Source organism: Bacillus sp. FJAT-14266, assembly GCF_001719225.1.
Lineage (GTDB): Bacteria > Bacillota > Bacilli > Bacillales > Bacillaceae > Bacillus > Bacillus subtilis.
The window spans coordinates 1,034,229-1,052,221 of sequence record NZ_CP017072.1 but is presented as its reverse complement, the minus strand read 5'-3'; the positions used below and the strand labels follow the sequence as shown (position 1 = coordinate 1,052,221).

20 protein-coding genes and 1 riboswitch are annotated in these 17,993 nt (G+C 43.5%); of the genes, 2 read left to right on the top strand and 18 right to left on the bottom strand.

Annotated features, from left to right (window positions below; translation table 11 throughout):
- From frlD to BGM23_RS05425, 7 genes are all read right to left on the bottom strand, one after another.
- A complete protein-coding gene (frlD, locus tag BGM23_RS05455; protein WP_046663934.1) occupies positions 1 to 855 on the bottom strand; it encodes a fructosamine kinase FrlD in 855 nt (284 codons plus the stop codon).
- Between the two features lie 13 nt (positions 856 to 868).
- On the bottom strand, positions 869 to 1,771 hold the full coding sequence (locus BGM23_RS05450) for a carbohydrate ABC transporter permease (RefSeq protein ID WP_014477909.1): 903 nt from the start codon (positions 1,769 to 1,771) through the stop codon (positions 869 to 871).
- Positions 1,772 to 1,774: 3 nt separating this feature from the next.
- On the bottom strand, positions 1,775 to 2,653 hold the full coding sequence (locus BGM23_RS05445; protein WP_041056026.1) for a carbohydrate ABC transporter permease: 879 nt from the start codon (positions 2,651 to 2,653) through the stop codon (positions 1,775 to 1,777).
- Between the two features lie 57 nt (positions 2,654 to 2,710).
- A complete protein-coding gene (locus BGM23_RS05440; protein ID WP_046663935.1) occupies positions 2,711 to 3,979 on the bottom strand; it encodes an ABC transporter substrate-binding protein in 1,269 nt (422 codons plus the stop codon).
- An 80-nt stretch (positions 3,980 to 4,059) separates the two neighbouring features.
- Positions 4,060 to 5,046, bottom strand: coding sequence for a fructosamine deglycase FrlB (frlB, locus tag BGM23_RS05435; protein ID WP_015251278.1), 987 nt, complete (start codon positions 5,044 to 5,046; stop codon positions 4,060 to 4,062).
- Between the two features lie 214 nt (positions 5,047 to 5,260).
- Positions 5,261 to 5,635: a nucleotide excision repair endonuclease gene (locus tag BGM23_RS05430; RefSeq protein WP_003228617.1), complete on the bottom strand. Its 375-nt coding sequence runs from the start codon at positions 5,633 to 5,635 to the stop codon at positions 5,261 to 5,263.
- 102 nt (positions 5,636 to 5,737) lie between these two features.
- Complete coding sequence (locus tag BGM23_RS05425; RefSeq protein ID WP_046663936.1) at positions 5,738 to 6,856, bottom strand: NAD(P)/FAD-dependent oxidoreductase; 1,119 nt, start codon at positions 6,854 to 6,856, stop codon at positions 5,738 to 5,740.
- A gap of 158 nt (positions 6,857 to 7,014) precedes the next feature.
- On the opposite strand from BGM23_RS05425, the gene sspG reads away from it, so the two are divergent.
- Together sspG and BGM23_RS05415 are read left to right on the top strand one after the other, a co-directional pair.
- Positions 7,015 to 7,161 (top strand): acid-soluble spore protein SspG, encoded by a 147-nt coding sequence (gene sspG / locus BGM23_RS05420; protein ID WP_003228613.1) that lies wholly within the window; start codon positions 7,015 to 7,017, stop codon positions 7,159 to 7,161.
- The gene (locus BGM23_RS05415; RefSeq protein WP_003243521.1) at positions 7,161 to 7,436 is read left to right on the top strand and encodes a hypothetical protein; all 276 of its coding nucleotides are present in this window, start codon (positions 7,161 to 7,163) and stop codon (positions 7,434 to 7,436) included. Before sspG ends, BGM23_RS05415 begins: the two co-directional genes overlap by 1 nt.
- Positions 7,437 to 8,599: 1,163 nt before the next feature.
- Here BGM23_RS05415 and sufB read toward each other — a convergent pair.
- The 11 genes from sufB to BGM23_RS05360 form a co-directional block, all read right to left on the bottom strand.
- On the bottom strand, positions 8,600 to 9,997 hold the full coding sequence (gene sufB, locus BGM23_RS05410) for a Fe-S cluster assembly protein SufB (protein ID WP_003228608.1): 1,398 nt from the start codon (positions 9,995 to 9,997) through the stop codon (positions 8,600 to 8,602).
- Positions 9,998 to 10,017: 20 nt separating this feature from the next.
- Positions 10,018 to 10,461, bottom strand: a complete 444-nt coding sequence (gene sufU / locus BGM23_RS05405) for a Fe-S cluster assembly sulfur transfer protein SufU (RefSeq protein WP_003222809.1) — start codon at positions 10,459 to 10,461, stop codon at positions 10,018 to 10,020.
- A complete protein-coding gene (gene sufS, locus BGM23_RS05400) occupies positions 10,451 to 11,671 on the bottom strand; it encodes a cysteine desulfurase SufS (RefSeq protein ID WP_015251273.1) in 1,221 nt (406 codons plus the stop codon). The genes sufU and sufS overlap by 11 nt, the downstream gene beginning before the upstream one ends.
- Complete coding sequence (sufD, locus tag BGM23_RS05395) at positions 11,671 to 12,984, bottom strand: Fe-S cluster assembly protein SufD (RefSeq protein ID WP_003228602.1); 1,314 nt, start codon at positions 12,982 to 12,984, stop codon at positions 11,671 to 11,673. Before sufD ends, sufS begins: the two co-directional genes overlap by 1 nt.
- A gap of 17 nt (positions 12,985 to 13,001) precedes the next feature.
- Entirely contained in the window at positions 13,002 to 13,787 is a 786-nt protein-coding gene (gene sufC, locus BGM23_RS05390) for a Fe-S cluster assembly ATPase SufC (RefSeq protein WP_003151872.1), read from the bottom strand.
- A gap of 193 nt (positions 13,788 to 13,980) precedes the next feature.
- Positions 13,981 to 14,118, bottom strand: a complete 138-nt coding sequence (locus BGM23_RS05385; RefSeq protein WP_003228600.1) for a YuzK family famiily protein — start codon at positions 14,116 to 14,118, stop codon at positions 13,981 to 13,983.
- Positions 14,119 to 14,311: 193 nt separating this feature from the next.
- Positions 14,312 to 14,689 carry a carboxymuconolactone decarboxylase family protein gene (locus BGM23_RS05380; protein ID WP_003228596.1) on the bottom strand — a complete coding sequence of 126 codons (378 nt, stop codon included), beginning with the start codon at positions 14,687 to 14,689 and terminating at the stop codon, positions 14,312 to 14,314.
- Between the two features lie 83 nt (positions 14,690 to 14,772).
- Positions 14,773 to 15,597 (bottom strand): methionine ABC transporter substrate-binding lipoprotein MetQ, encoded by an 825-nt coding sequence (metQ, locus tag BGM23_RS05375; RefSeq protein ID WP_015251271.1) that lies wholly within the window; start codon positions 15,595 to 15,597, stop codon positions 14,773 to 14,775.
- Positions 15,598 to 15,610: 13 nt separating this feature from the next.
- Positions 15,611 to 16,279: a methionine ABC transporter permease MetP gene (gene metP / locus BGM23_RS05370; RefSeq protein ID WP_015251270.1), complete on the bottom strand. Its 669-nt coding sequence runs from the start codon at positions 16,277 to 16,279 to the stop codon at positions 15,611 to 15,613.
- Entirely contained in the window at positions 16,272 to 17,297 is a 1,026-nt protein-coding gene (gene metN, locus BGM23_RS05365; protein WP_003242531.1) for a methionine ABC transporter ATP-binding protein MetN, read from the bottom strand. Before metN ends, metP begins: the two co-directional genes overlap by 8 nt.
- 105 nt (positions 17,298 to 17,402) lie before the next feature.
- Positions 17,403 to 17,509, bottom strand: a riboswitch (SAM riboswitch).
- Positions 17,510 to 17,623: 114 nt separating this feature from the next.
- The gene (locus tag BGM23_RS05360; protein WP_015251269.1) at positions 17,624 to 17,968 is read right to left on the bottom strand and encodes an SCP2 sterol-binding domain-containing protein; all 345 of its coding nucleotides are present in this window, start codon (positions 17,966 to 17,968) and stop codon (positions 17,624 to 17,626) included.
- Between the last annotated feature and the right edge of the window lie 25 nt (positions 17,969 to 17,993).

Here is a 17,993-nt window from a genome sequence, read left to right as displayed (position 1 = left end):
TTATAGTATTCTCGTTTTTTCACTGCTTCCCCCGTCCTCCAAGCGATAAGGATAGCCATAGCCGAAAGCTCCGTACACACCGCATGTTTTCGCAGCCGTTTCGGCGGCCTGGCGCAAAGCGTACGTTATATCCTGCTTCACGCAAAAGGCAGTCAAAAAGCCTGCTATAAAAGAATCTCCCGCTCCAAGTGTATCTATTATATCAGCTTCCACAATCGGCTGATGATAGACTCGATCACCCGCAGACAGGATTGCTCCTTGGCCCCCTCGGGTCATACAAACCATTTTGGCTCCGTATCCATGAGCTGTTTTGGCAAGCTCACCGCATTCCGACTCACTCAAATCGCTTCCTGAAAAAAACGCATACGTCACATAAGGACAGACCCTCCTCAAATAATCATCCTCCCGATTGGTTGAAAAATCAAATGAGACCGGGACAAGCCCGCACAGCTTCGGAAGATCGTTCTCAAGCCTGCTGTACACGCTCGTATGCAACAGATCATGTCCGCTGATAAAGGCTATATCTTTCTCCTGGAACACGAGCCGAAGCCGGGACTGAATGCCGCCTTTATTTGACCTGACAAAAATACGGTCCCCCTGTTCATCAAGGGTGACAATCGCCATCCCGTTTTCCCCGTGCGCCTGGCGGATATAATCTGCATTGACCTGCTCCAGCTTGAGAACGTTCAACAAATGTGCCGCGGCTTCGTCATTGCCGACGATTCCGATATAGGAAGACTCATACCCGAGCCGCTTGGCAAGCACAGCAACGTTTAAGGCATTTCCTCCCGGGTAGAATGTTTCTTGATCCTGGTAATAATCTACAACATTATCTCCAACCGCAATCAATTTCATAGCGCTTCCTCCTTTATCCTTTTACACTGCCGCTTGCAATTCCGCGGACAAAATATTTCTGCATCAATAAAAATAGAATAATAATCGGCGCGGCTGAAATCGTTAACCCTGCCAGCAGGACGCCCCAGTCTGTCTGCAGCGCGTCTCTGAACTGCATCAGCCCGGCTGGAATGGTCCGCAAATTCTCATCATCTATGAAAATAATCGCAAACATAAACTCATTCCATGTATGGTAAGCCGTCAAAATGCCGGATGTCACCAAAATCGGCACGCTCATTGGTAAGAAAATTCTGAAAAATACTCCAAAACTTGTACACCCATCCAAATAGGCCGCCTCCTCCAATTCTTTTGAAATAGAAAGAAAATAAGAGCGGATCAAAATGATGGTGAATGGGATCCGATAAGCCGCATACGGCAGGATTAACGCCCAATACGTATTGTACAGGCCAAGCGACTGAATAATAGAATAAAGCGGCACAAGACTGACCTGCGGCGTCAGCATCAATCCGCCAAGACATAGCACCAAAAAGAATCCTTTTCCTTTAAACTCAAACCGGGAAAGGCCATACGCTGCCCATGCACTGATAAAGACAGTGATCACACACGTCAGCGCCGTAACGATGACACTGTTCATAAAATAAGAAGAAATCCCCTGGTTCCAGGCGGAAACAAAATTTTCCGGATGCCACGAAGACGGCAGCGACCAGCTGTGCTCAAAAATATCGTCAGAGTTTTTAAAGGCGCTCATCACCATCCAGAGAAGCGGATAGGCAATCGCAATCAGATAAAGAAACAGAAAAACCCACACAGACGTTTCTCCGATATACCATTTTCGTCTAGGCTTTCTTTTCACCTCAATGTGCTGGTCAGGCACAGGCTCCAATCTGAACGAATCTGTCTTCTTCTGAGGCAGCATCAGTTACTCCTCCTTTCCGGTTTTAAAGAACTTCATTTGCATGAGCGATAATGCAAGCGTAATGATTAACACGACAGTGGCAATCGCTGAGGCGTAGCCCATCATATCCTTTGTAAAGGCGCTTTTATATAAAAACGTGCTCAAGACTTCTGACGCGTTTCCCGGCCCGCCGCCTGTCAAAATGTACGGCTCATTAAAGACCGTAAAGGCCCCGGTCAGCGTCATGACCACCGCAACAAAAGACATCTCTTTCGTCTGGGGAACAGTAATATGAAAAAACTGCTGAATTTTACCCGCGCCGTCAAGCCGGGCCGCTTCATACAGTTCATCCGGTATTTTTTGAATCGACACAATGTACAGCATCGCAATATAACCGACAGATTGCCACTGGGACACAAAAATGACAGAAAGCATAGCTGTGCTGTCATCCCCGAGCCAGGCCCTCGTCAGCTGATCAAGACCGATGGCCTGAAGCAGCTGATTCAAAAGCCCTGTCTCCGGATTGTAAATAAAATCAAACAAAAGCGCGATCACAGTCATTGAGATGACAACCGGCAAAAAGAAAACGGTACGAAAAAACGGCGACCATTTTCTGACCAGCTTATCCTCAAGCACCGCCGCCAAAATCAAACCGCCAAATACCTGGCATACAATTGAGATCACTGCATAAAGCACATTATTGGTAAGTGCCTGATAGAAGACAGGATCATGAAATAATTCAACATAGTTTTTTAAGCCGATAAACGTTTTTTCCGGAGAAAATGAGCTCCATTGAAACAGGCTGAGGAATACATTCTCAAAAATCGGGATATAAACGAAAAGTAAAAAAACGAGAGCGGGCACCAAAAACAAATAGGGGATTACTTTATTCTGATTGACCAAGGGTATCTCATCTCCTTTATAAAAAGAAAAGGTGCGAAGCTTCACCTTTTCTTTGATTTATTCAGCTGACGCCCTCACCTGCTTTGCTGCCTTTTGAACGGCTTTCATCACCTGCTGCGGTGTCATGTCGCCGCCAAGCATTTGCTGGACACCCGTTAGGTACGCATCTGCGACTTCAACATCGACATCCATATCAAACCATGGAACCATTGATTTGGCATCAACAATATGCTGAACAGCTTCACGCTGAATGGCTGTTGCATTTTCTTCAGTAGCCGTACCTTGCACTGCACTGTATTTCCCGACATCTTTCACGAGCTTTTCGCCCATTTTTTTCGACGTCAAGAACTGCAAAAATTCCATCGCTTCCTTCGGATGTTTTGTTCTTGAGGAAATCATGAATCCTTCCGGCGCTCCCGTTAACGCTTCTGAAGATCCTTTCTGCCCGCTGATTTCAGGAAATGGGAACATCCCAAGATTAACCGGTTCAACCAGCTTGATTTCCGCTGTTTCCGCATATATCATCGCCGACTTTCCGCTCTTAAATTGCTGTCTCACATATTCGTGGTCGACGGAGTTTACATGTTTATTAAAGTAAGGCATCAGCTCTTGAAGCTTTTCAAGTGCTTTTACGTAGCCTTCATCAGTAAATTCACCCGTTTTGGCGTTATAGTCCTTTTCCCGTGTTTTTTCATCGACCATCCGCTGATTAAGCGTGCCGATATAGTGCGAGATTGTCCAAGTCGCCTTTGTTCCGAAGCTGATCGGTGTGTAGCCATGTTCTTTCAGCTTTTTTGACACATCGATTAATTCATCCCACGTCTTCGGGGGATCAAGATTCAGCTTTTGGAAAATGTCTTTATTATAGAAGAATGATTTAGCGTCCATTTGCCACGGCACGCCATATTGCTTGTTTTCATAAGTAAATGGTGTAATTTGCGATTGAACGAGCTGTGATGACCAATCGGTGTCATTTTTGTAGTAGGACGAGAGATCAAGTGCTTTATTGCCTCTGATAAATTTAAAAGCAAACTCATCGCTCCAAGAGAAGTAAATGTCAGGAGGGCTGGTGGTTCCCAGCATGACCTTAATTTTATCTTTATAGGAGTCATTTAAAACGGCTTCAATTTGAATATCGATATCCGGGTGTTCTTTTTCAAATTCCTTAACAACCTCTTCAAAATAACTTTTTTCCGGCTCCTTTGGCCATCTGTGGAAAAATTTCAATGTCACCTTTCCGTCCGCTGAACTGCTTTGGCTCGAACAGCCTGCGATGGTGAGCATACTGACAGCTGCAATGATCAAGAACAACAACATTTTCTTCAAAGGGTTGGCCTCCTCTGGACATTAGACTATAATGTTATATAACATTATAGTCTAATGCATAATGGTTCCTCATTTTCAGATCAATACTCAACTTTCCACATATATCTTCTATGAGATAAAGGATGATTTCTCGCCTCTGCCAGCTCGTCTGCATAGCTTCTCAGCACACGATTGAGAACGAGCGGAGCAAGATAGCCTTTAACTGAATCGTCAATTGCAGTGAAGTCGTAAGATGCAGCATCAAGCACAGTGAGCTTTTTGCCATACTTTTTCGAGAAGGTAAGCGCCCGCTCTTCAAGAGGTCTTGTTTCATCTAAACCGAGCAGGATGATAAACGGCACGGATTCATCAATAATTTCAAACGGTCCGTGAAAATATTCTCCGGCATGAATGGCGTGGGAATGAATCCATTGCATTTCCATGAGAATGCAGATGCTGTAGGAGTAAGCGACACCGTAGTTTGCACCGCTTGCCATGGTATAAATAATACTTTCTTTTTCATGGGCTTTTGCAAATTGCTTGGCGTTGTCAGCTTCCTGCTTAAGGGCTTTTTCATATACAGCCTGCAATTGATCTAAGCCTTCAATTGCTTGTTGGAATTTCGTATTGTTTTCTAATACTTGCAGGGTTCCAAAAACGATTTGATACAAAACGCCATAGTTTGTATTGATCGCAAGCGCCTCATCACCCCAATCGTACTGGGCAACATATTGCGCTTCCTGCGCTAAAGGAGACTCCGGTTTAAACGTCATCGCAATCGTAAGTGCACCCTTGCCCCTTGCAAACGCAGCAGCTTTGACTGTCTCCGGGGTATTTCCCGAATGCGAGCACAAAATAACAAGAGACTTTTCACCAAGCTGAACAGGGTTGCGCTGAATAAATTCGTTGGCGCTGTAGAGGTCGGAGTTTATTGATTTTGACTCTCTGTCAAACACATACTTACTCGGATACATAATGGCAGAAGACCCTCCGCATGCGACAAAGAATACATGATCAATGGTTTTCCCTTTCAAATCCTGCAAGAAAGCTTGAACCTCACGATTTACTTTTGCTGTGGCCTGACTCAAATCCTTCACTCCCCGTTTTTATTATATAACGTTATATAACATTATATATTGTTATATTAAAGTCCGCGGGTGGGATTGTCAATATTATTTTCTGAAATTTCTCAATAATTTATTCGAATGATAGACAAAGGGTCTATATGCGAAAAAATGCCCAAATCAAAAGCCAGAACTTGACTTAAGCTCTGGCTCGCTGTTCAATCCGCAGACTGACGTCTTATTTAAAAAATACCTTGTCTATGTTGTACTTCGAGTGCTGTGTATTGATGATATATGTTTCGTAAATCTCTCTTTCCATTGGATCATCAACTACACATACCTCAATTTTATATACTTCGTCTCTGTGATGTTTGATCGGTGAAACAGTGTCTTCGAAATGCTTCTTAATTCTCTGTCTTAACTTTCTGGCTTTACCGACAAACAGCAGCTCGTCATGAATGTTGTAAAACATAAAAATGCCGCCTTTGTCCCTTGGGATCTGGTGAAAGTCGATGAATCCGTGAATCGGTTTTATCTTCGGCTCGTTATCATTAGCTGACTGCTGTCGTTCAGTGATGGTGACATTCGGTGCGGGTATATCAATTTTTATCAAAATCAGTTCACGTCCTCTTTTTCATTAAAGATAAATGCTAACACATACAGAAAAGAAAAGCTAGAACAGCTTTATTATATTTGTTTGTTATGCTCTTACTTATTATGCAAGTGCTTCGGCTGGATGATAAGGACTAAGGTCTAATTCTGTCTGCTTTCCAAGAACTAGCTTTGCGAGCTCTGCACCCAAGAACGGCCCCATCGTCAGTCCAGAAGCACCCAAACCGTTTGCAGCATATAGGCCTTGAACATTCGGCACGGCCCCTACGACCGGCAGAAAACCCGGTGTAAACGGCCTGAAGCCCACTCTTGTTTCAACAGCAGCCGCATCAGCAAGACCCGGTGCAACGGCTAACGCTTTGCTCAATACTTCGTGCTGGCCTCCGGCTGTCACACGAAGATCATCAAGACCGGCATCGTTTTCGTGTGTGGCGCCGGCTACAATTCTGCCGTTATCAAACGAAAGAATGTACTGATCACTCGGCGGCATTACAACCGGCCACGATCCTGTATCTGCATCTGGCATTTCAAAATGCATAATCTGCGCTTTTTGAAATGACACTTGAAAATGAATGCCAAGAGTCTTCAATATCTCATTGGCCCATGCTCCCGCCGTCACAATGACCGCGTCAGCCGCAAACTGCTTTGTATCTGTTTGCACGCCGGTGACTGTTCCGTTTTCAAAAAGCAAATGCGCATTTCCTTTGATGACCGTTGCGCCGCGTTTCTCTGCAGCGCTTAAAAGCGACCGGCACAGCGCTCTTCCGTTTACACGGGCGGCACCGCTGATATGAACCGATTCATAGCCGTCAGCTAAAATCGGAAACAGCTTTTTCGTTTCACTTGCAGACAAGCGGGTAATGTCGCCGATTTCCGGCGCATCCTCCCGTCTCTTATACGCCCTTTCCTCCATTTTATCGAGTTTAGACGCGTCAGTATGAATGCTGATGGCACCGACACGTTTGTATCCTGTATCCGATTCACCGTCTTTTTCCAATTGATGGATTAAATCCTTATAGTACCGCGCTCCCCCCTTAGCAAGCTGGTACCAATCCTGATTACGGCGTTGCGAGAGCCATGGACAGACGATCCCCGCCGCCGCATCAGTCGCTTGTCCCGGCTCTTTCCGATCAATGACAGTAACGCGAGCGCCTGATTTTGCGAGATGATAAGCCGTCGACGCGCCCAGAATCCCTGCGCCGACGATGATGTACGATTTCATATGCAAACACCTTTTCTATTATAATGTCTATTCATTTTACCAAATAGAATGCTTTCCTTCGACCTTTTGCCCTAATGTGGAAAAACCGCGAAGTTCGTCCAATCTCTTTACTCTCCTATCGAATATCCTGTCACTATCAATAGAGAAAGGATGATACCATGAGCGAAAATCGTCATGAAAATGAAGAAAACAGACGCGATGCGGCAGTCGCAAAAGTCCAAAACAGCGGTAATGCAAAAGTCGTGGTCAGCGTGAATACAGATCAGGATCAGGCACAGGCGCAGTCACAAGACGGAGAAGACTAATGAACGAAAACATCATTCCTCTCAACAGACATACTCAAGAGATACCCACTACTGAATCTGTTATCAAAAACAGCGGCAACTCAGAGGTCCATATCGACATTCACATTGATACAATGCCAATTGCTTTTGCTATATTATGCTCTGCATTAGCCGCAAAGCAGATGACAAAAGAGGAATTCGATATGGCTTATACTCAATTGCGGGAGATGAACAGAGAAAATAACAGCAGATCATCTGTAAAGCAAATTATCAATCAAGAGACAGAAGAAGAGTAAAAAACCGCGGCCCCTCGGCCAGCGGTTTTTCTTCTGCATACAAAAAGGACGCGACTGAAAACCAGTCACGTCCTTTTTATAAAAAAATAATCGATTGAACCTTCCATTTCGAACTTGATTATTTTTATAAAATGGTACGGAATGATTTATAAAAGGGTCACCCAAACCCTTGATTTAAAGCCATTTCTTCAGATGGTTTAAATGATGATAATCTTAACTTGGCACCGTGTTGGCATGAGCTGAAGCCGCATGATATAAGGGTTTACAGTCATAATTCACTGGTGCCGTAAGTTTCATATCTTTTGAAAGTTCTTATTGAAGTAATGCACCTGTTAGTTGAACTATTCCACGGCTTATTTAAACTGTACTAATCTTTTGAAATAGAAATACCGTTCTCAATAAAATGCTTTATTCATATTTAAATTTTTGAGGCTACTAGGCATACATCCAAACCAAGTTTTGACCCTGAGCGTAAACTAGTTAAAAGTCTAATTGCAATAAGGAGTGAACCTCGAATAATGGTATATCAAAGACAAATGACACCCTATGCCCTGAATCCCCGGGATTTACAAAATTGTTTGTATCGTTTCACATATTTGTGGCTTAGAAATAATGATAATTTCTGGTATTTCTTAACGGCTATCGGAGAATCAAGAGTTTATGGATATAGGTTTTTCGGTGGAAGATGGAATAATTATTCCGTTGATTTAAGAGATATTGTTTCCTTCTATTGTTCTCCTCCGACTCCAACTCTATATTAAAACACTGAGCCTGATATTTGCATATGAAGAAAATATTTGTGAATTAAAAAAGGTCAAAGCAAAATGAATTGAATCTTGAAATATCCAGGATTCAAAAAAACAAAGATGTAATCATTTTCTAAAATTACAATAGGCACTATCTTACACATTCGAAACTATCACAAGCTTCAGGGGTTGAATATAGAGGCTTACACGCTTTCAGACACGGTTGGACACTAGAACACTAAAACAATAAGTGAAAAATATTCACACATAACTAAAAAAATCGAACAAGATGAGCTTGCAAAATTTGCTTCTTACTCATCAAGATAACAAAAAGCTTGGCATAAAAATTGGCACAATAGAAACTTGGCATGTGTCGAAAATAAGAAAAACCCTCGATAAACAAGGGTTTTTCGTTAGTTATCCAATAGAACCTTCCATTTCGAACTTAATCAAACGGTTCATTTCTACTGCGTATTCCATTGGAAGCTCTTTTGTGAATGGCTCGATAAAGCCCATTACGATCATTTCAGTTGCTTCTTCTTCAGAAATACCGCGGCTCATCAAGTAGAAGAGCTGCTCTTCAGATACTTTAGACACTTTCGCTTCGTGCTCCAATGAAATGTTATCATTTAAGATTTCATTGTAAGGAATTGTGTCTGACGTTGATTTGTTATCCATAATGAGCGTATCGCACTCGATGTTAGAGCGAGCGCCTTCCGCTTTGCGTCCGAAGTGGACGATTCCGCGGTACGTTACTTTTCCGCCCTGTTTTGAAATCGATTTTGATACGATTGTAGATGATGTGTTTGGTGCAAGGTGAATCATTTTCGCACCTGCATCCTGATGCTGGCCTTTACCCGCAAGAGCGATAGAAAGCGTCATACCGCGCGCGCCTTCGCCTTTTAGGATACAAGCCGGATATTTCATTGTCAGCTTAGAACCGATGTTGCCGTCGATCCATTCCATTGTTGCGTTTTCTTCACAGACTGTACGCTTTGTTACAAGGTTGTAAACGTTGTTCGCCCAGTTTTGGATCGTTGTATAACGGCAGTAGCCGCCTTTTTTCACGATGATCTCAACGACCGCACTGTGAAGTGAGTTTGTTGTGTAAACAGGCGCAGTACAGCCTTCAACATAATGAACGCTTGCTTCTTCGTCAACAATGATCAGTGTACGTTCGAACTGACCCATGTTCTCAGAGTTGATACGGAAGTAAGCTTGAAGCGGTGTTTCAACCTTCACGCCTTTAGGCACGTAGATGAAAGATCCGCCCGACCAAACAGCTGAGTTAAGCGCCGCAAACTTGTTATCAGTCGGCGGGATTACTTTTGCCCAGTGCTCACGGAAAATATCTTCATTCTCTTTCAGCGCGCTGTCAGTGTCTTTAAAGACAATACCTTGCGCTTCAAGATCTTCTTTCATGTTGTGGTATACAACCTCAGATTCGTACTGAGCAGAAACACCCGCAAGGTATTTTTGTTCAGCTTCAGGAATACCGAGCTTGTCGAATGTTTGTTTAATTTCTTCAGGAACTTCATCCCAAGAACGCTCTGAACGCTCAGACGGTTTTACGTAGTACGTAATTTCGTCAAAGTTCAGTGAGTTTAAATCTCCGCCCCATTGAGGCATCGGCATGTTGTAGAAATGCTCAAGTGATTTCAAGCGGAAGTCAAGCATCCATTGAGGCTCTTCTTTCATGCGAGAAATTTCTTCTACGATTTCTTTTGTCAATCCGCGCTCTGAACGGAAAATGGAAACGTCCTTGTCGTGAAAACCATACTTGTATTCACCAATATCAGGCATTTTTTTAGCCATCCATTTTCACTCCAATCCTTTTAATTGCCGCCTTCTTCTTTCGCGACTCCTTTTTCAAGTGCTTTCCATGACAGGGTTGCACATTTGATACGGGCCGGGAATTTTGAAACGCCTTGAAGGGCTTCAATATCCCCGAGATCTATAGAATCATCATACTCTTTCCCTTGCATCATATCCGAGAAAATCTTAGACATGGAAAGGGCAGTTTCAATATCTTTCCCTTTAATCGCCTGAGTCATCATCGAAGCGGATGCCATTGAAATGGAACAGCCTTCCCCTTCAAACTTCGCATCTTCCACGATGTCTCCGTCAAGCTTCATTGTCAGTCTGATGCGGTCGCCGCATGTCGGATTGTTCATATCCACGACAATGCTGTCATTCAAAACCCCTTTATTTCGCGGGTTTTTGTAATGATCCATAATCACCTGTCTGTACAATGTATCTAAGTTTGCATTAAAAGACATTTGTAAAATACTCCTTTGTCTTTTGAAGAGCTTCCACAAGCTTATCAATCTCTTCCTCTGTATTATACAGATAAAAGCTTGCTCTTGCAGTAGCAGTTACATCCAGCCATTTCATCAGCGGCTGCGCACAATGGTGGCCGGCTCTGACTGCGATTCCCTCCGCATCAAGCACAGTCGCCACATCGTGCGGATGAACATCATCAAGGTTAAATGTGACAAGCCCGGCACGCTCTTCCGGCCCGTAAACCGTTACGCCGTCAAGCTGGCGGAAGCGTTCAAGCGCATAAGCAGCAAGCTTGTGCTCATGGCGGGAAATCTCATCAAGACCGATTTCTTCGAGAAAATCAATGGCGGCACCGAGGCCGATTGCTCCTGCAATAATCGGCGTACCCGCTTCGAATTTCCACGGAAGCTCTTTCCAAGTTGATTCATAAAGCCCGACAAAGTCGATCATTTCACCGCCGAATTCGGCAGGCTCCATGTTTTCCAGCAGGGCTTTCTTTCCGTACAGCACACCAATACCAGTAGGTCCGCACATTTTATGGGAAGAAAGCGCAAAGAAGTCGCAATCGAGATCCTGCACGTCAATTTTCATGTGAGGCGTGCTTTGTGCACCGTCCACCACAATGACAGCCCCATTGTCATGAGCGATTTTCGCCATTTCTTTAATCGGGTTGACCGTGCCGAGAACATTAGATACATGAGACACCGCAACAATTTTTGTGTTGCTTGTGACCGTTTCTCTGACGTCTTCTAAAGAAATCGTTCCGTCTTCCTGCAGCGGAATATATTTTAATGTGGCGCCAGTTGCTTTTACAGCCTGCTGCCACGGAATGATATTCGCATGATGCTCCATGTAGGTGATGACCACTTCATCACCAGGTTTCAGGTTGGCGCGCGCATAGCTTAACGCCACCATATTCAGTGATGTGGTCGTGCCTTTTGTGAAAATAATCTCAGCCATTGACTTCGCGTTAATAAACTTGCGGACTTTTTCACGCGCTCCTTCATAACCATCTGTCGCTCTGGTTCCAAGTGTATGGACGCCCCGGTGAACATTGGAATTGTATTGGTTATAATACTTATCCAGTGTTTCAATGACAGCACGCGGCTTCTGGGAAGTCGCCGCGCTGTCGAGATAAACGAGATCATGTCCGTTCACTTGCTGATGAAGGATCGGGAACTGTTCACGTATATCTGTGATATTCATTACTTCACTTTCCTTTCGATAACAGAAACTAATTGTTTCTTAACGCCTTCAATCGGAAGTTCATTTACTACCGGTGCAAGGAATCCGTAAATGACTAAGCGTTCTGCTTCTTCTTTCGGAATTCCGCGGCTCATCAGGTAGTAAAGCTGAATAGGGTCCACACGGCCGACAGATGCCGCATGTCCTGCAGTTACATCGTCTTCGTCAATTAAAAGAATAGGGTTTGCGTCTCCGCGTGCTTTTTCGCTGAGCATCAGCACGCGTGATTCTTGCTCCGCATTCGCTTTAGAAGCGCCATGTTCGATTTTGCCGATTCCGTTAAAGATAGAAGAAGCGGAATCCTTCATCACACCATGCTTCAAGATATAGCCTTCAGAAGCTTTACCGAAATGGATGATTTGTGTTGTGAAGTTTTCTGTTTGCTCTCCTCTTCCGACAACAACCGTTTTCGTATCGCCGTATGTGCCGTCACCGTAAAGGTTTGTTGTGTTTTCGGAAATCGTGTCGCCATCGTTCATCAGGCCGAGAGCCCACTCGATTTTGCTGTCGCGTCCGCGCGCAGCACCGCGGCGGTTCACATAAGTTGTCACACCGCTTGACAGATTATCCACCGCACCGTATGTCACGCTGGCATTATCACCTGTGATGACCTCACTGATAATATTGAAGACAGCGTCTTTCGGGTTTACAGTGCTGATGTAGTTTTCTACATATGTTACAGAGCTGTGGTCTTCAGCCACAATCAGCACGTGGTTGAATAGAGCTGTATCATTACTTTCGTGGACATAAACAGCCTGAACCGGCGTCTCCACCTGAACATTTTTCGGAACATAAAGGAATGCTCCTCCGTTAACAAGAGCCGCGTGAAGTGCAGTTAACTTATGTTCGTCAACCTTCACGCCGTCCTTCATAAAGTATTTCTCCACCAAGTCGCTGTGCTCGCGTGCAGCAGTCAGAATATCAGTGAAGATGACGCCTTTGTCTTTCAATTCTTGAGAAAGAGAAAGATGTGCCGGCGTCTGGTCACGCTGTACGTATAATGTTTTATCTTCGTTTTCAATGTCGATCAGCGCTTTTACTTCATCAGTCAAATCTTCTAATGAAGAAAGCGGTTCGTTATCTACTGTATGCTTCGCGAAATTCGTGAAGTTCCAGTTTGTGATTTTTGTTTTGTCAGGTTTCGGCATCGGCAGATCCTCAGCTTGTTCAAGAGCCTGTAAGCGCAGGTTCTTCAGCCAGGCAGGTTCTTGGTGCTTTTCGGAAAAGCTTTTGAGATACTCCTGATCTACGGATAGTTTTGTACCTAGTGTCATATTAATCCCCCTAACGCTTACGCTTCTTGGCCAACAGTTTCGTCTTCAATGCCAAGTTCTTGTTTGATCCAGTCATAACCTTCTGCTTCAAGACGCTGTGCAAGCTCTGCACCGCCGGATTTGACAACGCGGCCTTGCATCATAACGTGAACAACATCCGGAGTGATGTAGTTTAACAGGCGCTGATAGTGAGTGATCATCAAGCAGCCGAAGTTTTCGCTGCGCATTTTGTTGATCCCTTTTGATACAACTTTCAAAGCGTCAATATCAAGACCTGAGTCAATTTCATCAAGGATGGCGATTTTCGGTTCAATCATCATTAATTGAAGGATTTCGTTGCGTTTTTTCTCCCCGCCTGAGAAGCCTTCGTTAAGATAGCGCTGAGCCATTTCAGGGTCCATTTCAAGGAACTCCATGTTTTCGTCCATTTTGCGGATGAATTTCATGAGAGAAATTTCATCGCCTTCTTCTCTGCGCGCGTTGATTGCTGAGCGAAGGAAGTCGGCATTTGTCACACCGCTGATTTCACTTGGGTACTGCATCGCAAGGAATAAGCCTGCCTGCGCACGCTCGTCCACTTCCATCTCCAGTACATCTTTGCCGTCAAGCGTGATGCTGCCTTTTGTTACTTCATATTTAGGATGCCCCATAATAGCAGCTGATAAAGTGGATTTACCAGTTCCGTTCGGGCCCATTACTGCGTGGAATTCTCCACCTTTTATTTCAAGGTTTACACCCTTTAAGATCTCTTTCCCTTCGATTTCAACGTGAAGATCTTTGATCGTTAATGTTGAAGCAGCCATATCTATACCTCCAAAAATATATAATCATTATTCTCATTTTATTCTCATTCTAATTTTATAACAAATGAAAAGTAAATACAACTTTTTATCGTGCCTTGCACATTCCTCAAGTTTAACAAAGATCAGCACTTTATTAAAGCGATTGAAAAAGAAAAAGAGTGGATTCCCACCCTTTTTTAAAAGATTGATTTTCTCAATAAGCTCCCGCAGAAATCCGCTTGCTTTTTTCATAATCAAGCTCTCTCTGCCGCTCTACTTTCATTCTTGTTTCCAGCCGGCGTCCATATTCCTCGTATCCAATTCCGTGTGACAGCTGCATCGCTTTTTCCATTTCTGACGTATAATCGAGGTTCAGTCTGTCCTGGCTGCTGCAAATAATGAATCAATCCCTTCATATATTTGCTTTTTATTGTACCAGTGCTGCGTTGGATGCCGCAAAAACGATTTGGCGTGAAATAGCGGCAGATGAGACGAAAGCATCCTTTCAGAACAAATGAGAATGGTTTTTCGGAATATTCCTTCTCTTAATGCGTGGTGTTTCCGAATTCCTCAATGCACTGTTGAACGACTGTCACGCCTTGGCTGAAAGCTGCGCCGCCTCCAAATGCCGCTGCCACACTGACGGCTTCGAGAATGTTTTCTTCTGACGCTCCCTGATCAAGACAGCCTTTTGTATGATAGATCATGCAATATTCGTCCTGAGCATTGATGGCAATTCCGAGGGCGATCAGCTGTTTTTCTCTTTCAGTCAGAGAATTCCCGGCAAAGCACTGTTCAGTAAATTCGTTAAATTTTCTTCCCATCAGCGGCATCTTTTGTTCAAATGTACCTAAACCATGTTTATATTGTTTTAACGCGTCCTGCATGCTTCCTCTGTCTTGATTCAAAGAAAATCCCTCCATCTGTTTAACATTCCTTTTTATTATGAACAGCTTTTAGGAAAATACGCGAAAAAACCCCGGATTTCTCATCCGGGGTTTCAGTCTTATTCAGATACAGGAAGCACAGCTCCGTCGTATTTTTTCTCGATGAAGTCTTTGATCTTTTTAGAGTGAAGAACTTCCATCAGCGCTTTGATTTTTGCAGAATCTTCTTCGCCTTTTCTTACTGCGATGATGTTAGCGTATGGGTTGTTTTTCGTTGATTCTACTTCAATTGCGTCTTTTTTAGGATTTAATTTATTTTGGATCGCATAGTTTACATTGATGAAGACCGCGTCTCCTTCTTTGTTTTCATATGCTTTTGCCGTTAATTCAGGCGCTACTTTTTTGAATTCAAGGTTTTTCGGGTTTTTCTTAATGTCTTTCAATGTTGCGTCAACTGTTTCCACTTTAGAATCAAGAGTGATTAATCCAGCGTTTTCAAGCATTGCAAGCATACGGCCTTGTTCAGCAACGTTGTTTGTCAGAATGATTGTCGCACCGTCTGGAAGGTCTTTCAGTGATTTGTATGTTTTAGAGTAAATACCGAATGGCTCTAAGTGAACAGCACCGGCATTCACAAGTTTGTAATCTGTGTTTTCTTTCATTTCTTGCTCAAGGTAAGGAATGTGCTGGAAGTAGTTCGCGTCCACTTCTTTATCAGCTAAAGCTTTATTGTACATTTTGTAATCACTTAGCACTTTCACTTTCAGCGTATAGCCTTTTTCTTTCAGCAATGGTTCAGCTTCTTTTAAAATTTCTGCATGCGGTGTTTTCGTTGCCGCAACGACAATTTCTTTCTTGCCGGATTCAGCGCCGTTATTCGAACCGCAGGCAGCCATAACTCCTGCAAATACAAGCAGTAATGCACCCAAAAATAGCCTTTTCAATGTAAATCCTCCCTTATCGTTTGTCTATAATATTTGTTATTAGATCACCGATGATTTGAATAATAAACACGATGATTAAAATAAACACAGTAGCAACGAAGGTAACATCAGCGTTATTAGACTGATATCCTTCTACGTACGCAAGGTTTCCAAGGCCTCCTGAACCAATGGCTCCGGCAATTGCCGTTGAGCCGATCAAAGCGATGGCAGTAACCGTAATGCCAGAAATAAGAGCAGGCATTGATTCCGGAATCAGCACTTTGAAAATAATCGTAGACGTTTTCGCGCCCATTGATTTAGCGGCTTCAATCACACCTTTATCCACCTCACGCAGCGCGATTTCAACAAGGCGCGCGTAAAATGGTGCCGAGCCGATTACCAGCGCCGGCAATGCGGCGTTTGGCCCTAAGATCGTGCCGACTAAAAATTTCGTAAAACCTAATAGTAAAATAATTAAAATAAGGAACGGAATCGATCTGAATATGTTAACAACGGCCGCAATCGCAGAGTTGACCGCTTTATTCTGCCAGAGGCTTCCTTTGCTCGTCAGAAAGAGCAGCAAGCCGAGGATGACCCCGATGACAAAAGCAAACAGTAAAGAAATCAGCGTCATATAAAGTGTTTCATATGTCGCGTTCCATAATTCAGTTAAATCAACATTCGGGAAGTATTTTTCAAACATTCGTGATCACCTCTGCTTTCACCTGTTTGTCATTAATGAAACGGATCACGTTTTGCACTTCTTCCTCGTCCCCGTCAATGTGGATGAACAGTGAACCGTAAGCCCCATCCTTCGTCTGCGAAATTTTCCCTTGCAGAATATTGACGCTGACATTGAAGTTTCTGATCATCTCTGTAATCAGAGGCTGTTCAGCTGACTCACCGACAAATGTGAGCTGAACCATTTTTCCTGATGCTGTATCATCAAGAAGGTGCTGAAGCGTCTCTTTCGTTTCTTCCGGCTCTGTCACCTGCTGAACAAATCGTTTTGTCATTTGTTCCTTTGGATTTTTAAAGACATCGAGAACCTCGCCTTCTTCGACCACCTTGCCGTTTTCCATGACGGCGACTCTGTTGCAGATTTTGCGGATGACATGCATTTCGTGCGTAATCAGCACAATCGTTAAACCGAGTCTTTCATTAATATCGGACAATAGATCCAGAATTGAATCTGTCGTTTGCGGATCTAATGCTGATGTCGCTTCGTCACAAAGAAGAACCTTCGGATTGTTTGCAAGCGCTCTGGCAATTCCGACACGCTGCTTCTGACCGCCGCTCAGCTGGGACGGATAAGATTTTTCTTTTCCTTCTAAACCTACCAGTTTAATCAGTTCATTGGCGCGCTTGATCCGCTCGCTCTTTTTCACCCCGGCAATTTCTAAAGGAAACATGATATTATCTCTGACGGTCCGCGACCAAAGCAAATTGAAATGCTGGAAAATCATACTGATCTCATGGCGTGCTTTTCTTAAACCGCGTCCATTTACTTCATTAATCTTGGTTCCCGCCACTTCCACGGTTCCTGAGGTTGGTTTCTCAAGGCCGTTCAGCAGACGGATTAAGGAACTCTTACCAGCTCCGCTATATCCTATAATTCCAAAAATCTCACCTTTTTTAATGGAAAGCGAGACATTTTGGACAGCATTGACATCTCCATGTTTCGACTTGTAAACTTTTGAAACATCCTGAAGATTGATCAAAGCAATCACCTGCCTTAACACTATTCTAAGAAATCTTCCGGTTTTTTCTGCAAAAGAAAAGCCTTTCTGCACACTTGAGCAGAAAGGCTTATATAAAATGCCTTTCTCTCATCTTTCAAAGCTGAACGCTTCGTGTGAATTGGCACCATTTCAACAGTGTTGATGGTTGCCGGGCTTCATAGGGCACTTCCCTCCACCTCTCTTGATAAGAGAAATATATAGTCTTTTTCGTCCGGAAATTCTTAATGTAGAATAGCACGGCGAATGATTAAATGTCAATAAAATAAATGATGTCAACTTTTACTATTATAATAATTTATTATTTTTTAATTTTTTATAATCCTCTGAAAAAATCCATTTGTCAGCCAGAGAATGGCTTCCAGTTTTAACAGGGCCCTGAATGACCCCTTTACTTTGAGGCTTCCGCTCTGAATCAGGTGCTGAAGGGAAATGTCTCCGTGCAATAAATCAATAATTTCCGTTTGGTTTCCGTAAAAGGTCAGGTTGGACGTTTGGGGCGGAGAAACTTTTTTCATTTCTCCCTGTTCGTTTATTGAGACGGTTAAGGCTTCTGCTTCTCCTTGGAAGGTAATGAGCAATGTTGAGGCATTCAAAAGGGGTTTTAAAAACAGATGCTGATACTCATCCTCTAAAACTTCCGCTTTCTCCATATGTACAACCTCCTATTTGTTGGTC

Excerpts from the sequence above, each read along its gene's own strand:
- BGM23_RS05360 (WP_015251269.1), bottom strand. The coding sequence starts at position 17,968 with ATGGAGAAAGCGGAAGTTTTAGAGGATGAGTATCAGCATCTGTTTTTA.
- sufC (WP_003151872.1), bottom strand. The coding sequence starts at position 13,787 with ATGGCTGCTTCAACATTAACGATCAAAGATCTTCACGTTGAAATCGAA.
- sufU (WP_003222809.1), bottom strand. The coding sequence starts at position 10,461 with ATGTCTTTTAATGCAAACTTAGATACATTGTACAGACAGGTGATTATG.
- metP (WP_015251270.1), bottom strand. The coding sequence starts at position 16,279 with ATGTTTGAAAAATACTTCCCGAATGTTGATTTAACTGAATTATGGAAC.
- BGM23_RS05380 (WP_003228596.1), bottom strand. The coding sequence starts at position 14,689 with ATGGAGGGATTTTCTTTGAATCAAGACAGAGGAAGCATGCAGGACGCG.
- BGM23_RS05385 (WP_003228600.1), bottom strand. The coding sequence starts at position 14,118 with ATGGAAAAAGCGATGCAGCTGTCACACGGAATTGGATACGAGGAATAT.
- sspG (WP_003228613.1), top strand. The coding sequence starts at position 7,015 with ATGAGCGAAAATCGTCATGAAAATGAAGAAAACAGACGCGATGCGGCA.
- sufD (WP_003228602.1), bottom strand. The coding sequence starts at position 12,984 with ATGACACTAGGTACAAAACTATCCGTAGATCAGGAGTATCTCAAAAGC.
- sufS (WP_015251273.1), bottom strand. The coding sequence starts at position 11,671 with ATGAATATCACAGATATACGTGAACAGTTCCCGATCCTTCATCAGCAA.
- BGM23_RS05450 (WP_014477909.1), bottom strand. The coding sequence starts at position 1,771 with ATGCTGCCTCAGAAGAAGACAGATTCGTTCAGATTGGAGCCTGTGCCT.
- frlD (WP_046663934.1), bottom strand. The coding sequence starts at position 855 with ATGAAATTGATTGCGGTTGGAGATAATGTTGTAGATTATTACCAGGAT.
- sufB (WP_003228608.1), bottom strand. The coding sequence starts at position 9,997 with ATGGCTAAAAAAATGCCTGATATTGGTGAATACAAGTATGGTTTTCAC.
- BGM23_RS05425 (WP_046663936.1), bottom strand. The coding sequence starts at position 6,856 with ATGAAATCGTACATCATCGTCGGCGCAGGGATTCTGGGCGCGTCGACG.
- BGM23_RS05415 (WP_003243521.1), top strand. The coding sequence starts at position 7,161 with ATGAACGAAAACATCATTCCTCTCAACAGACATACTCAAGAGATACCC.